Annotated in this window: 13 protein-coding genes; 4 read left to right on the forward strand and 9 right to left on the reverse strand. The window is 55.6% G+C overall.

Features of this window, described 5'->3' with window-relative positions; genetic code table 11:
• On the reverse strand, positions 1–759 hold a 759-nt coding region (locus ACESMB_RS12635), incomplete at its 3' end, for an ABC transporter ATP-binding protein (protein WP_372971714.1).
• Between the two features lie 122 nt (positions 760–881).
• Between ACESMB_RS12635 and ACESMB_RS12640 the strand changes: the two genes are divergently transcribed.
• Positions 882–1364: a hypothetical protein gene (locus tag ACESMB_RS12640; protein ID WP_372925590.1), complete on the forward strand. Its 483-nt coding sequence runs from the start codon at positions 882–884 to the stop codon at positions 1362–1364.
• Positions 1365–1433: 69 nt separating this feature from the next.
• Complete coding sequence (locus tag ACESMB_RS12645) at positions 1434–1751, forward strand: hypothetical protein (protein ID WP_372925591.1); 318 nt, start codon at positions 1434–1436, stop codon at positions 1749–1751.
• 82 nt (positions 1752–1833) lie between these two features.
• On the opposite strand, the gene ACESMB_RS12650 is transcribed toward ACESMB_RS12645, so the two are convergent.
• Genes ACESMB_RS12650 through ACESMB_RS12660 form a run of 3 tightly spaced genes read right to left on the reverse strand, consistent with a single transcriptional unit; the run spans position 1834 to position 4836 of the window.
• Entirely contained in the window at positions 1834–3300 is a 1467-nt protein-coding gene (locus ACESMB_RS12650; RefSeq protein WP_372925592.1) for a PhnE/PtxC family ABC transporter permease, read from the reverse strand.
• Positions 3301–3316: 16 nt separating this feature from the next.
• Positions 3317–3967, reverse strand: coding sequence for an ATP-binding cassette domain-containing protein (locus ACESMB_RS12655; protein ID WP_372925593.1), 651 nt, complete (start codon positions 3965–3967; stop codon positions 3317–3319).
• Positions 3967–4836, reverse strand: coding sequence for a putative selenate ABC transporter substrate-binding protein (locus ACESMB_RS12660; protein ID WP_372925594.1), 870 nt, complete (start codon positions 4834–4836; stop codon positions 3967–3969). The genes ACESMB_RS12655 and ACESMB_RS12660 overlap by 1 nt, the downstream gene beginning before the upstream one ends.
• A 175-nt stretch (positions 4837–5011) precedes the next feature.
• Between ACESMB_RS12660 and senB the strand changes: the two genes are divergently transcribed.
• Positions 5012–5992: a selenoneine biosynthesis selenosugar synthase SenB gene (gene senB / locus ACESMB_RS12665; protein WP_372971715.1), complete on the forward strand. Its 981-nt coding sequence runs from the start codon at positions 5012–5014 to the stop codon at positions 5990–5992.
• Here senB and selD read toward each other — a convergent pair.
• The 4 genes from selD to ACESMB_RS12685 form a co-directional block, all read right to left on the reverse strand.
• Positions 5976–8252 carry a selenide, water dikinase SelD gene (gene selD / locus ACESMB_RS12670; protein ID WP_372925596.1) on the reverse strand — a complete coding sequence of 759 codons (2277 nt, stop codon included), beginning with the start codon at positions 8250–8252 and terminating at the stop codon, positions 5976–5978. The genes senB and selD overlap by 17 nt on opposite strands.
• The gene (locus ACESMB_RS12675; RefSeq protein ID WP_372971716.1) at positions 8252–8974 is read right to left on the reverse strand and encodes a helix-hairpin-helix domain-containing protein; all 723 of its coding nucleotides are present in this window, start codon (positions 8972–8974) and stop codon (positions 8252–8254) included. Before ACESMB_RS12675 ends, selD begins: the two co-directional genes overlap by 1 nt.
• A gap of 46 nt (positions 8975–9020) precedes the next feature.
• Complete coding sequence (locus ACESMB_RS12680; RefSeq protein ID WP_372971717.1) at positions 9021–9419, reverse strand: hypothetical protein; 399 nt, start codon at positions 9417–9419, stop codon at positions 9021–9023.
• Between the two features lie 126 nt (positions 9420–9545).
• Positions 9546–11093 carry a GNAT family N-acetyltransferase gene (locus ACESMB_RS12685; protein WP_372925599.1) on the reverse strand — a complete coding sequence of 516 codons (1548 nt, stop codon included), beginning with the start codon at positions 11091–11093 and terminating at the stop codon, positions 9546–9548.
• A gap of 176 nt (positions 11094–11269) precedes the next feature.
• Here ACESMB_RS12685 and ACESMB_RS12690 point away from each other — a divergent pair, with 176 nt between their 5' ends.
• Complete coding sequence (locus ACESMB_RS12690; RefSeq protein WP_372925600.1) at positions 11270–13156, forward strand: methyl-accepting chemotaxis protein; 1887 nt, start codon at positions 11270–11272, stop codon at positions 13154–13156.
• On the opposite strand, the gene ACESMB_RS12695 is transcribed toward ACESMB_RS12690, so the two are convergent.
• Positions 13139–14038: a hypothetical protein gene (locus ACESMB_RS12695; protein WP_372925601.1), complete on the reverse strand. Its 900-nt coding sequence runs from the start codon at positions 14036–14038 to the stop codon at positions 13139–13141. The genes ACESMB_RS12690 and ACESMB_RS12695 overlap by 18 nt on opposite strands.
• Positions 14039–14241: the final 203 nt, after the last annotated feature.

Raw genomic sequence — 14241 nt, forward strand, 5'->3', positions numbered from 1 at the left:
TGACAGTTCCAGTGGTTCCAGGGCAAGTTGCCCGGGCATTTTCTCGAGCGGTGTCTGCAGGTGCAGCCGGAGTTCTTTCTTGCCCAGCTTGCTCATCAGGCGGGACTTGTCCTCCACCAGAATGATCTCACCCTGGCGAATCACGCCGATGCGGTCGGCCATTTCCTCCGCTTCCTCGATGTAATGGGTGGTGAGGATGATGGTGACGCCGTTTTCACGCAGTTTGCGCACCATTTCCCACATATCGCGCCGCAGTTCCACGTCCACGCCTGCTGTTGGCTCATCAAGGAAGAGAATGCGGGGTTCGTGGGACAGGGCCTTGGCGATCATCACACGGCGTTTCATGCCGCCAGACAGGGACATAATGCGGTTATTGCGCTTGTCCCACAGGGACAGATCCTTGAGGACTTTCTCGATATGAGCGGGCGCCGGAGGCTTGCCGAAAAGGCCTCGACTGAAAGAAACGGCGTCCCAGACGGTTTCAAACGAGTCCGTGTTGAGTTCCTGGGGGACCAGGCCGATGCTTTCCCGGGCCTTACGGTAATCCTTGATGATGTCATATCCGGCTGCTTTAACCTGCCCGTCGGACAGATTCACAATGCCGCAGATAATGCTGATTAATGTGGTTTTGCCGGCGCCGTTGGGTCCCAGCAGCGCGAAAATTTCTCCAGGCTCGATATCAAGATTGATGTCCTTGAGGGCCGTGAAACCATCAGCATAGACTTTGTTGAGGTGCTTGACGGAGATATCCGGTTGCACGGGCTTGTCCTGTTGGTGGTGAATCAAAGCGCGGTATTTTCTCATGACCGGTGCTGATTTAGAAAGCTTTGCCTTGGCCGCAATAATCCCCATAATGCCCCAATTACCTCGGAGGGATGGATGTGTTTAAGGCGCTCGTGGCTGTAATTGCCATTCTTGGCGTGGTGGCCCTTGGCTTTTTCGGCCCACGCTGGCTGATGCTGGATAACGATCGCCAGGATGATCAGAGCGTTGATGTCTGTGACGTGCTCAGTGATACGTGCCGATGGACACAACAGGGCAATCATTGGGATGCCCACCTGGAAAAAAACGGTGTTCAGGCAGAGGGGGTGGAGTACCGCCTGACGGTGAAAACCAACATGAATCTGCCGAGGTTGTTGGTTGTCCTGCGTGGTGAATCCATGTATCTGGGGGAATATCCGGTGCCCATGTCCAGGGCAGGTGTAGCGCCTGACGGCAGCGGCCAGCTCTGGGAAGCCCGGTTCACCGCGCCCTTCTGCACCACGGAACCGGAGATGATCTGGAGAATCGACCTGCAAACCGGCGCGGATACTGAAGCCGATATGCCTGTGAAACTGACTTTCAAAGCGCAGGGGCGGGTCTGACCGCAACATGACAGCGGATCAGGATGGTGTAAAATCACTGAACTGCAATGAGTTTCCAGGGAAGTGCATATGGATTATGGCGATAGCGTACAGAAGGTTCTGCTCAGAAAAATCCAGAAAGCAGAGCAGGATCTGCTCCAGCTCAAGCTGGATTATTGTCGTTTTATTTTCGGGTTAACCCATCGTTCCCGGATTGAGTGTGACGGCAAGAGCTACGTCGTCCGATCAGTGGATGTGGACAGCATGGAACGGCTGGAAGACGGCAGCTTTTCCAGGCCAGCCATTGCCGGCGCGCCTACCGACGCCCCCGACACCGCCGAGCCCCAGGACCTGGGCACAGACTGGACCCTGGCAGAATCGGCAACCCCACCTTCAGCTCGCAGCTAAGCGCCCCCGGCTCAGCAGAATATGCAACTGGATGATCAACCGGCACGTAAGCGTTCCGGATGGCCGGAAGTTAGCGGTGGCTCTAGCAGGTTGGCATTGTCTGCAACGCAAGCTTCTTGCGAATGAATCGGCCGAGAATATCAACGCCAATGTTCAGTGACGCAGTGATAAGTATGAGCACCATGGCCTTGTCAAACTGTATGTTCTGGATGGCGCTGTCGACATAGAAACCAAGGGTATAGATGCCCAGAATGCCCAGGATAGCGGTTTCCCGCATGATGATTTCCCACCGGTAGAACAGGAAGGCAAGAAACGACCGATAAACCCGGGGCACAAGCTCGTAGGTATAGCGATTAACGCCCGTTGGTGCATCGGGCCGCAGAACGATGGAGCTGGACTGGCGGCCGATAAGATGGCCGATAATACCGCCATTGTGCAACGCAAGCGCCACCACGGCTGGAAGCATCGAAGGCCCCCACAGCTGCAGTAGAATGTAGGCAAGAATGTATTCGGGCGTTGAACGCAGGATAACAAGGAACACGTGGCCGCTGGTGCGGCGTACTGGCCCGCCAAAGTGCGTGGAAATCAGCGGAAATGCCAGCAGGGCAATGATGCCTGTGGCAACCAGGGCTATCTGGGTGAGTATCACCGTATTCCAGATGCCTGGCAGCGCCTGGGTGATAAAGAGGTCGCCGAGCCAGCTCCCCATTCCGGACCAGCCTTCCTCACTTTTTAGCGGCCCCGGAACGATGTCCTGGGTGAAGAAGCGGGCGACATTGCCCCAGACAATGGGCATGCCATCACCCAGAAAGAAGGGAGCTCCCAGTATATAGACCGGTAGCAGCTTGGGTTTGACCCACAATGGCAGCGTCGCGATGAGTACATAGAACAGGATCAGCATCGCGCCTGCTTCGGAATAGTGCCCCTGGGAAAAGGCCGATTCCAGGTAAAAGCCAAGCGTGGGCAGACCCACAAAGCCCAGGATGGCGCTGGAGCGAAGGCCGCACTCGAGGCGATAGGCAGTATAGGTACGCATCTGCACCCAGCAATCCGGGATGCGGGCGTACAGGAACGCAGAGACTACTCCGGTACCGGGAGGTAACAGGCGGCCGGGCTCGGGGTCTGATTCCTCCAGAATTTCTGAATAGACCTTGGCGAATATGCCGGAGTAGGGAATGGCAATGGCCAGCACACCGGTTAACGGGTGAAAACCGAAAAACTGCAGAAAGATCAGCGCCCAGAACAGCTCATGGATGGCGCGGATAAAGGCACAGAAAATTCTGACCGGCCAGGCACGGTACACCAGTGCGAGCAGAAATCCGCACACGCTACCCAGGGCGACACCTACAAAGGCAAATGCCACGGTGCGGAGCAGGGCGGTAGCAAGCCCCTCGGTGGTGAAGAAATCGGGGGTGACAACACCCAGGAAAAACCGCCCCAGGTCTTTCCAGGGGTTCGCCGAGGTGATGGCAATATCCGCAAACACCAGACCCACCAAGGCAATGGCAGTGAAAATCAGGCTGGTTCTTACGGTCGGCGAAGACAACATGGATATGGGTTCTGGTTCAGTAGAGTGGCATGATATCGGCCGGGGTCAGCTTCTCGCTGGGCTCATCCAGGGCGATCTGCCCGTCCTGGATACCGACTATCCGCGTGCAATACTCCAGCGCCAGCTCCACATCATGAAGGGCTATCACGCTGGTTTTGAAGCGTTCCTTCAGCAGCAGCATCACCATGTGCGCCGTGGGACCGTCCAGCGCCGAGACCGGCTCATCGGCCAGTAACAGTTCCGCCTTTCGGTAAAGTGCGCGAGCGATGGCTATCCGTTGACGCTGGCCGCCGGAGAGTGAGGCTGCCGGAATCCAGATCTTTTCAGGCATAGCCAGTTCGTCAAGCAACGCTTTTACTTCACGGGTGTCTTTGGCAAACGGGCGTACCAGTGTCAGCGTGTTATACCAGGTTGGGCGGACATCAAGCCGCCCCATATACACGTTATGAAATACCTGTAGCGCGTTGACCAGCCCCAGGTTCTGGGGAACCAGGGATGAATGGCCCCCAACCTGCTGGTGTATCAGGCTGATCAGCGTTGATTTACCGGCACCGCTGCGGCCAACGAGGGCAACACGGTCACCCTCTTTGACATTGAGCGAGAGCGGGCCGATAACCCGCTCCCCTCCAAATGAGGCTGTGAGGCCTGTAAGGTCAAATCCTGACATTAATCGATGATTCCGATTTCTTTGGCGACGCTGCGAATCGGGTCGTAGTCTGAGTTGGAGGCAGGAACAAAGGCGGAGCGCGGGAAGCTTTCCAAAAGTTCCGGGTCGTCCAGTGCCAGCAAGGCTTCACGCACTCGGTCAGTAAATCCTTCGCCGTAGTTTTCGTCCACGTCGCCGCGGATGCTCCACTGGTAATTGGGATAGGCGGGGGTTTTCCAGATGATTTTTACTTCATCGGTGTTGATGTTGTCGTCTTCCAGTTCCTTTTCCCAAACCTTGTAGTTGATCGCGCCGACGTCATAGGTGCCGGACTCAACCAACCTCAGCGTGCGCGTATGGTTGCCGCTGAAGCCGACCCGATCGAACACATCCTCCGGTGCTTCACCGAAGATGTCGCGGATGTGGTACTCGGGGATCAGGCGGCCGGAGGTGGAGCCCTTGGAACCGAAGGTAAAGGTCTTGCCCCTGAGTTCGTCTGTCAGGGTGTCGGCACGATCAAGGCCGGTACTCTTGTGCGCGATAAAGTAGTTGAAAAACTCCTGGTCTTCTTCACCCTGGGCAATGGCCTCGGAACCGGGAACCAGCGCCCGAGCCTGAACTCCTGACAAGCCGCCAAACCACGCCAGCTGTACCTGGTTGTTGCGGAAGGCGGAAACTGCTGCGGCATAGGATTTCACCGGAATGTAACGTACATCAGCATCAAGCTCCTCGGAGAGGTAGTCAGCCACTCCACGGAAGCGCTCAACCAGCTTGGTTTCGTCTTCATCAGGAATTGCAGTGAATACGAATGTCTGGGCAGAAACCGCGGCGGAGGCAGCAAAAAACAAAAAACTGGTCAGTGCCAATTTCCGTATAAAATTCAAAACCATTTGAATTTTCCTTTTTCTGTTGATTGATATTACGAAGCAAAAACGAGAGCGCGCGGCTCAAAGCGGGTCAGGATAACTTGATTTACCTGAACTCTGAACAGCTATACGATTCAATCGCCTAAACAGGTTATGGATATCCATCAAAAATGAAGAAATTTTCCGGATCCCTTTTGCCATGAACATTACCCTGATTACGCCAGCGCCTCCGGGCTCCAGGGCAGGTAACCGCGCAACCGCTGAACGCTGGGGCCATTTGCTGGAGCATGCCGGGCACTTGGTCAATATCATTACCGAGTACCAGGGTGAGGCCTGCGACCTGTTTATTGCGCTTCACGCCTGGAGAAGCCACGATGCGGTCATACAGTTCCGGGCCCGGCATCCGGATACGCCCCTGATCGTTGTGCTTACCGGCACTGATATCTACGATCATCAGCATCGGTTTCCAGAAGCTGCCCTTGCATCCCTCGCGCTGGCCGATTGTCTGATCGGGCTTCATCACCGGGTCCGCAAGGACATTCCCGACCGCTTCACAGACAAGCTGACGACGGTGCTCCAGTCAGCGGATAAACCCGCGCTGTCATCGCAGCCCAAAGCAGGTTTTGATATCTGCGTTATCGGCCACCTCCGTGATGAAAAGGACCCTCTTCGCGCCGCACTGGCAGCCCGGAGGCTGCCAGAAACCTCCGCCATTCGCGTGATCAATGCCGGCAAACCCCACACACCGGAGTGGGAACAGAAAGCCCTGGCCCAACAGCGTGCCAATTCACGCTTCCAGTGGATCGGGGAAGTCGACAAGCACGCTATTCATCAGCTGATGAACCGTTGCCGCGCCATGGTGATCAGCTCCGTAATGGAAGGCGGCGCCAACGTTGTTTCTGAAGCCTGCCGCGCTGGCCTGCCGGTCATCGCCTCTGATATCTCGGGCAATATCGGCCTTCTTGGCGACAACTACCCGGGGTATTTCCCTGTAGGTGACGACACTGAACTGGCCAAAATGTTACAGCGAGCTGAAGATTCCCCCGGTTTTCTGGGGGATCTTGAGGAACGTGTGGCGGCTCTGGCAGGCAACTTTACTCCACAGGCGGAGCAGGCTGCGTTACACACAGCGATTGAAAAGGCAAAGGCCGGGCGTGCCCGGCTCAATCCCTCAGAGTGATCGGTTCTATCGGGCCGCTCTCGTCCTGTGGCAATACCCGCCCGATGATGGCCGTATGGGGATATCCCAGCGCCTTGAGTTCCCTGACGCAGGCTTCGGCCTGATCGGCCGGCACGCTGGCCAACAAACCACCCGCCGTCTGGGGATCGAAGATCAATGGATAGCGAGGGTGCTTGACCCACTTTTCCTGATCACGTATTCCGCGCCGCAAGCGGATATTGGCGGGTTGCAGAGAGCTGAGAATGCCCGCCGCGGCCGTTTCTTCGGCACCAGGCAGGATTGGAATTGCTCCCAGGTCCAGCTCGGCGTCCACACCGGACGGCCGGGTCATTTCGACAAGATGCCCCAAAAGTCCGAAACCGGTCACGTCAGTACAGGCTTTCGAGCCATAACGATGCAGGCACTCTGCAGCAGACTTGTTCGACTGCACCATGGACGCAAGCGCTGTATCAATCCAGCGACCCTTTGCCTCCAGCTTGGCGTGGGCGGCAAACAGGGTGCCGGTACCAATGGGCTTGGTCAGCAGCAGAGCATCGCCGGCCCGCAGGCCACCTTTGCTCATGACTTCGCCAGGGTCAATCAGGCCGTTAACGGCAAAACCCAGTGCCAGTTCCCGGCCTTCACCGGTATGGCCACCTACCAGCGCACAACCCGCTTCGTTCAGCACTTCCACGGCGCCAGACATCATCTGGTAGACGATATCTTCCACTTTGGATTCGATGCCATAGGGAACCGTAGCTACCGCTGTGGCGCTCTGGGCTTCAGCGCCCATGGCAAACACGTCACCGAGCGCGTGGTTGGCGGCAACCTTGCCGAATACGTAGGGGTCATCAATAAACGCCCGGAAAAAATCGACGGTATGCACTACCGCCTTGCCTGGCGGTACGGTGAGTACCGCTGCATCATCCGGTGCATGAAGACCAATGAGAATATCGTCCCGCTCGATGGGGCGTAACTCACCAAGTGCCCGGGACAACACAGTACTGCCTACTTTGGCACCACAGCCGCCACAACGCATGGCAACCGCGGATATTGCCTGGGATGCTTCCTCGGCGTTTTGTGCTGCGCCAGTGTCGGGCAGGGTGGAGTTCTCCTCCATCGCAGGAAGATCGTTGAATTTCGCCATGAAGCGTTTATCAATCTGGTTCTTCCAGCGCCACACCCACTTGCCGGCAAACGACATGTCTCCGCGAGACGCTACCGCGAATTTGTCACCGGTGCTGATGAGCGCGAGCCACTTTTTCTGTGGACTGAAAGGCTTGACGGCCTTGCCCAGTGCATGACGCCTGAGATTGTCAGCCAGCGGGCGGCCCTGGCGCACTGCGAATACGCCGGCTTTTTCCCGGGGGTGGTTAACCACATTGGCTATATCGCCAACGGCGAAAATATCGTCGTCGTTTTCGGTTTGCAGGGTATCCTTTACCCGGATAAAACCGCCGTCGTCCAGTGCCAGACCAGTATCCTCAAGCCACTGCGGGCCGCCGGCCCGGGTAACCCAGAGCACTTCGTCCACGGTGTGTGTGTCACCGTCTTCGGTGGTCAGGTGGCCTGACTCAACCTTTGATACGGCAGCGCCCAGGTGAACTTTCACGCCACGGTTTGAGAGTGTTTCGGCAAAGACCGCCCGTACCTTCTCATTGTGAGTGGGTAGTATCTGGCTTTCAGCATCAAACAGATGGAAGTGCAGCTGGTCTGGATCGTGACCGCGCATTTTCAGCTCGTTACGGAGCCGGAACTGCATGGCCAGGGTCAATTCCACACCACCGGCGCCGGCACCAACGACGGCTACCGACATCGGGCCTTCGTGGTTTTCCAGGCGCGAGAGCAGCGATAGCCAACGATTGTTGAAACCGTTAATGGGTTTGACCGGCACCGCATGCTCACGCGCCCCATCCACGTCGACAACACGTGGTGAGGAACCAATGTTGACCGAGAGAATGTCATAGGGCACATCCGGTCTGGACCGGCATTTCACCCGTTTGCTTGAACGGTCAATGCCAAGAGCTTCATCCCGATAGAACCGGGCACCGGCAAATTCCGCCAGTTTGCTCAGATCAATGTGAACGTCGTCGTAGGAATAGTGGCCCGCAACATAGCCGGGCAACATACCGGAGTAGGGTGTATGGGTGTCTCTGCAGATGAGGGTGAGGCGGACACCCGGCACGGGGTTCATGGCAAAGCGCTTGAGAACCCCGACGTGGCTGTGCCCGCCGCCAACGAGGACGATATCCCGTAATACAGGCTGTTCGGATTGTTGCATCAAGTAAGTTTCTTGGCTTCGTCGGTGAAGGTGCTAAAGCCCCTTACGTTGGAGAAGGCCTGAAGCTTTTCTTTATCAGCTTCAGACGGATTGGCGATCTGGTCGATGGAAGTGATACCCGCTTCCTTCATCTTGTTGGCAGTGACAGGACCGATACCCTTTACCCGCGTCAGGTCGCCCTTGTCCGCTGCCTTGGGAGCGCGGGGAGCAGCCGGCTTTTTGGCAGCCGCTTTCTTGGGAGCAGCCTTGGTAGCGGAAGCCGCGCTCTTGGCGGCAGTGCCAGCTGTTTTTGACTTCGCTGATTTGGCTTTCGCGGTCTTGGGCTTGCTCTTGGCACTTGTGGCTTTTTTCGCTGCCGGTTTTTTACCGTCAGACTTCTTGGCAGCAGACTTTCCGGACGCCTTGTCAGCCGCCTTTTTTATTTCGTCTTTGGCCTCTTTACTGGCGAAGCCGAGGCGCTCGAGTAGGTTGTTCTGCAGGTCATGGAATTCATTAACGCGGCGTTCGAACTCATCGTTGAAACGCTTCATCTCGCGGTCGCGCAGCTCATCTACGTCTTTGAGCATCTTGCGAACCGGTTCCTGGACCTGATTCTGAAGAGTGTCGAATTGTTTGAGGGCGTCGTTGATCAGTGCTTCGATCTGTGACGACGTCTTTTCGAATTCCTTGTTCACTTTCTTTACTACTTTATCAACGCTGGACTTGTTGGCTTTCTTGGCCATGAGGATTGTCTCCTTACGATGCGGTTTGAATAACAAGCGAGTGAATTCAGGCCATTTGCCGAAGGCTGGACGCAGGCCCGGAAGAGCGTCTGGATTTCAGTAACTGCTTTTTCCTGACGACATCCCGTATTCGCTTTAGCTTGTCTGCCAAAGCCGAAGACGTATGATCGTTAAGCTCAACAAAATCAATTGAATAAAAGAAATTACTACAGTGCTTTCTACGCTCGGTTACAAGGCCGGATATGCTGTCGGCCCGGATGTTGTCGAAGGGCATTTCCACAATCAGATCGAGAACAACCGTGTCACCCGGATTGAACACCTTGTCGGTTTTCATCACGCAGCCAAAGTTGTCCAGCTCGAACAGTGCCGCCTCGACCCGTTCACGACGGAACAGCCCGCGCTTGATGTGAAACTGTGCAACAAGGTCCGGTAGTGCTTCTTTCATTTACAAATGATCTCTGATTGCGCCGGGGAAAAGCGACCTGAAAGTTGTACATGGTTAAACAATAGCCACACTCGCATTGTTTGGCAACGTGCTCAGTGTCATACGATATAGTTTTCAGACAGTTCATCAACTGTCTGATTCGTTCTCGTCCTTTTGCAGGGTATTGAGCGCATAGATGTCCGTCCGCCGGTCTTTCAGGTTGGTGACTGAGCCTTCGTTGCGCACCAGCTTCAGTTTTTCCAGGTCCATGTCCGAGAACATGATCATTTCCGTGTTCGGGGTGGTTTCCGCCATTACCGCGTCGTGGGGAAAGGCAAAGTCCGACGGCGAGAACACCCCGGACTGGGCATACTGAACATCCAGGTTTTCAACTTTCGGCAGGTTCCCCACGCTACCGGTGATGACAACATAGCATTCGTTCTCGATGGCGCGGGCCTGGGCACAATGGCGAACCCGCAGGTAGCCATTCTTGGTGTCAGTCCAGAACGGCACGAGAATAATGTCCACCTCGTCACTGGCAGCCAGGCGACCGAGTTCAGGGAACTCGATGTCGTAGCAGATCATGATCGCAACCCGGCCGGAGTCGGTCTCGAACACCTGGAACTTCTCGCCGCCTTCGATAACCCAGTCGCGCCGTTCATGGGGCGTGATGTGGATCTTGCGCTGCTCGTCCACGCGGCCGTCCCGGTGGCAGAGGTAAGACACGTTATAAACTCGGTCATTTTCCAGCAATGGCATGGAACCGGTGATGATATTGATGTTGTAGCTGACCGCCATTTCGGACATCTGGTTGCAGAACTGCTCGGTAAATCCGGCCAGGAAGCGGATAGCACGTGTCTGGTCCATCTGGTCGGTCAGGCCCATCAGCGGGGCGTTGAAAAATTCCGGGAAAATCGCAAAGTCGCTTTTATAATCAGACAGTGCGTCGACGAAATACTCGACCTGTTCAAGCACCTCGTCCACGGAGGTGAACTCCCGCATCTGCCACTGCACCGCACCCAGCCGAACCTGGGTTTTCTTGGCGCTCAGCACCGGCGAAGGCGGCGTGTAGAGAATGTTCCGCCATTCAAGCAGGGTAGCGTAACCCTGGGATTTCTCGTCTTCCGGCAGATACTTGTGCATCAGCCGGGTGACCTGGAAGTCGTTGGACAGCTGGAAGCTGAGGATGGGATCGTAGATATCTTTGCGGTCCACGCGCTGGATGTATTCCTCGGGCGAGTACTGGTCGGAATACTTGTGGTAACCCGGAATCCGGCCCCCTGCAAGAATGGCTCGCAGATTCATCGACCGGCAAAGCTCCTTGCGGGCTTCATAAAGCCGGCGCCCAAGACGATAACCGCGATAATCCGGGTGGATGAAAACATCCAGGCCGTACAGCGAATCGCCGTTGGGGTTATGCCAGATTTTCTCATTGCGCAGGATCAGGTCGTCGTAGGTATGGGGATTGCTGAAACGCTCATACTTGACGGACACGGTCAGCGCAACGGCAACCAGGTCACCGGACTCCTCAATGCAGATCTGACCATCCGGGAACTGCTCGACCAGCGCCTTTATGGTTTCTTCAGGCCATGAACCGCCAATGTCATCGTAAACCCGGTCCATCAGCTTCTGGAGCTGGGCATAGTCGTCGACAGTGAGGTTGCGAAGGTTGAGGTGCAGTTCTTCGTGGGCCATAAACGGCGGCTCCGGTTGGGTGCATTAAATTCCGCAAAATGCGTCGGTCCAATAAAACGCCTATTTTACCAGATCATGCTAAAGACTTCGCCGCTAAAGCCGAACTATACAGAACACAGAGTGCAGACGCGTTAACCTCGCGTCCTCTGTATCGAATGAATCAAAAGGATCCAGATATGAACCTGAGTTTCGGCCAGAAGTTGCTGATTGCTTTCGGAATGCTGCTTGTGCTGGTCATGGGGGCGTTCACTCTGAGCGGTGACCTGAGGCTTCAGAGCACCACGGATACCTACGTGGACGCATTGATCGACGACACAGTGGCACAAAGCACGACCAGTATTGCCGATTGGCTCAACACCCGACTGACCATGGCCGAAGCAACTGCAAAAGCTATGGAGTCTGTGTCCAATGACAGGCAGGCGCGGGTTGTCCTGGCCACGTCCACCACGGGCGGTGGGTTCATTGATGTTTACATTGGCCGCGACGATGGCTCCATGCTAATGAAAGACGATGAAACGGAAGCAACGCTTCCTGATGATTATGATCCCCGTACCCGCCCATGGTTCAAAAAGGCCAAACAAACAGGTGCCGCATCGTTCACCGAGCCTTATGTGGATGCCGGCACCGGGGGCACGATCATCTCAACACTGGCGCCGGTAGAACGGGGCAGGTATGAAGGTGTCATCGGTGGCGATATTGCCCTGAAAACCATTGAGCAGACGCTCTCCACCATCACACTGGCGGATACCGGTTATGCGGCTCTGATCAGCGATGACGGTACCGTTCTGTTCCATCCTGACCAGCAGCTGGTCGGCAAGAATATCAAGACCCTGCTCGGGGAAGCTCCGCAGCTTGGCGGAGATTCACACCGTTATGAATCAGGCAACATAAGCTGGACTGCCAGCTTTCACCCCATTGCCGGTGCCCGGGGTGTTGACTGGTATCTGGGCACCTTTATCAATGAAGACAAAATCAATGCTCCGGTACAGGAGGCAAGGGTTGCCGGGTTGATCATTGCCGTTATTGGTCTGCTGGTATCACTGGTTGTCCTGCATTTCGGAATACGTGCGCTGATGGCTCCGGTCCGCAGACTTAACCGCGCAATGTCATCCATAGCCAGCGGGGAGGCTGATCTGACCAAACGTCTCGATGACAGTGCCAGCGACGAATTCGGCACCTTGGCAAGAGAATTCAACAACTTTGTAGGCAATATCCAGAACGTTGTCAGGGATGTGCAGCAGGGCACAGCAGAGCTTGGGGATAACGTAACGTCCCTGCGCGAGACAGCCAGCACCAGCCGCGGCAGCGTGGAGAAGCAGCAGGCTGAAGTCGATATGGTCGCGACTGCCATTAATGAAATGTCTGCGGCAGCCGGCGAAATCGCCCAGAACGCCCAGCAGACCGCAGACGCCGCCAATACTGCCGACGCTGATAGCCGTGATTCGCTGGCAACCGTTGCCGCGTCGAGCGACGCAGTTAAGCAACTGTCGAAAGAAGTGAATGCTGCCGCCGAGGTTATCGATAAACTGGGCAAGGACGTAACGGACATTAATTCGGTTCTCGAAGTGATTCAGGGTATAGCCGAACAAACCAATCTGCTGGCTCTGAATGCGGCCATCGAGGCTGCAAGGGCAGGCGAGGCAGGGCGCGGGTTTGCGGTGGTGGCCGATGAGGTTCGCAACCTTGCCCGCCGCACCCAGGACAGCACGGAAGAAATCAATAACATGATTGAACGGCTGCAGAACGGCGCGAATAATGCCGTTGAGGTCATGAAGGCATCTACAGCCGTCTCCAATGTCAGTTTGGAAAAGGCCGAGGATGCAATGGAGGCCCTCAACCGAATTGCTGACGCCATTACTTCAATCAGCCAGATGACCTCTCAGATTGCCACAGCATCCGAGGAACAGACATCCGTCACTGAAGAGCTGAACTCGTCCATCACCCGGATCGCGGATGAAGGTCAGGAAGCGGCAAAGGCTGCCAGTGAGAACGATGTCTACAGTGGACAAATTGAATCGATTGGCCGAACGCTCAGCCAGAACGTTTCACGATTCAGGGTCTGAAGCGGATTCATCCGAACCTGACAACAGACTGATGCGCCGCTTCAGATCCCTCAGGGTTTGGCGGCCAATGGTCAGGGATTCGTCTGTCAGGAAAGGATTGCTCAGCACCAGAACCCGGCGTTTCTCCAGCTTTAGCTCTCTCATGGCTCTGCCGTAGAAGTTCTCCAGATACCGGCCAAAACTACCGTCATGAATGGCTCGTTCCAGGCCCAGCTGTAGTCGCTGGGCCGTTTCATGATCGCGCCGGCTGACAAAAAAGTAGGATGGCATCGGATAGGCAATCAGAAGATCCGGCTCAATGGCCAGTTCCATGTTGGCGTGCAGCTCCAGATCAAACAGCACTTCACTGACACCCCTTGCGAAGCATTCAAACCGTTGATTCTCCAGCATCCGGAAAAGAATTTCATACCTGGAATGGGTAATAACGGTTACTCCATTCGCTTTCAGGATGTCGGTGTCTGGCCAATGGGTCCCCTGACCAATACGTATCCCGGCTTCCTGCAGGTCTGAAATGCTGTTGACGCCTTCGAATATTGGCAGCGATTCCCGCAGCACCACGCAAACCCGGAAGCCCAGCAGCCCGCCATCGATGGGCACAGGTATCGCACGAAGGTTGTCCTCCCGCTCGTCGGAGGTGGCCACATTGGCAATATCAATGAGAGTTGAATCCGGTTGTTCCATTTCACGTATCACGCGTCCCTGGGCCATTTCAGCGCTGCGGGTAATGGTAAAAGGACCGTATTCCGGGGTTTTTTCAAAGGCAAGAGACACCAGCGCACGGATAGGAGGGCTATCGTAGTTGCGATACCACAGCCGGTACTCGCTCTCTTCTACGGCAGCAACTTTGCTGGTAGCGGTCAGCCGCTCAGAGGACAGAGCCAAACCCGAGCCCGAATTTAAACAAACCAGGCCTGCGAGTATCCATTCTGAAAACCGCGATTTCATCGGGCGCTGTCTCCTGTTTTCATTGCTACTCACCCTGTCCCGGATACCAGAGCAGTTTAGGTGAATTTCCTTGTCACAACAGGAGTTGCTCACGGAAATCGGTAAATTAGTTGCGAAGTCATTCGCTGCACTGTAATTAT

The organism is Marinobacter sp., from assembly GCF_041686475.1.
Taxonomy (GTDB): domain Bacteria; phylum Pseudomonadota; class Gammaproteobacteria; order Pseudomonadales; family Oleiphilaceae; genus Marinobacter.

Bases quoted from the DNA above. Each gene is read 5' to 3' on its own strand.
- ACESMB_RS12645 (WP_372925591.1), top strand. From the start codon at position 1,434: ATGGATTATGGCGATAGCGTACAGAAGGTTCTGCTCAGAAAAATCCAG.
- ACESMB_RS12660 (WP_372925594.1), bottom strand. From the start codon at position 4,836: ATGGTTTTGAATTTTATACGGAAATTGGCACTGACCAGTTTTTTGTTT.
- selD (WP_372925596.1), bottom strand. From the start codon at position 8,252: ATGCAACAATCCGAACAGCCTGTATTACGGGATATCGTCCTCGTTGGC.
- ACESMB_RS12685 (WP_372925599.1), bottom strand. From the start codon at position 11,093: ATGGCCCACGAAGAACTGCACCTCAACCTTCGCAACCTCACTGTCGAC.
- ACESMB_RS12675 (WP_372971716.1), bottom strand. From the start codon at position 8,974: ATGGCCAAGAAAGCCAACAAGTCCAGCGTTGATAAAGTAGTAAAGAAA.
- ACESMB_RS12655 (WP_372925593.1), bottom strand. From the start codon at position 3,967: ATGTCAGGATTTGACCTTACAGGCCTCACAGCCTCATTTGGAGGGGAG.
- ACESMB_RS12650 (WP_372925592.1), bottom strand. From the start codon at position 3,300: ATGTTGTCTTCGCCGACCGTAAGAACCAGCCTGATTTTCACTGCCATT.
- ACESMB_RS12690 (WP_372925600.1), top strand. From the start codon at position 11,270: ATGAACCTGAGTTTCGGCCAGAAGTTGCTGATTGCTTTCGGAATGCTG.
- ACESMB_RS12680 (WP_372971717.1), bottom strand. From the start codon at position 9,419: ATGAAAGAAGCACTACCGGACCTTGTTGCACAGTTTCACATCAAGCGC.
- senB (WP_372971715.1), top strand. From the start codon at position 5,012: ATGAACATTACCCTGATTACGCCAGCGCCTCCGGGCTCCAGGGCAGGT.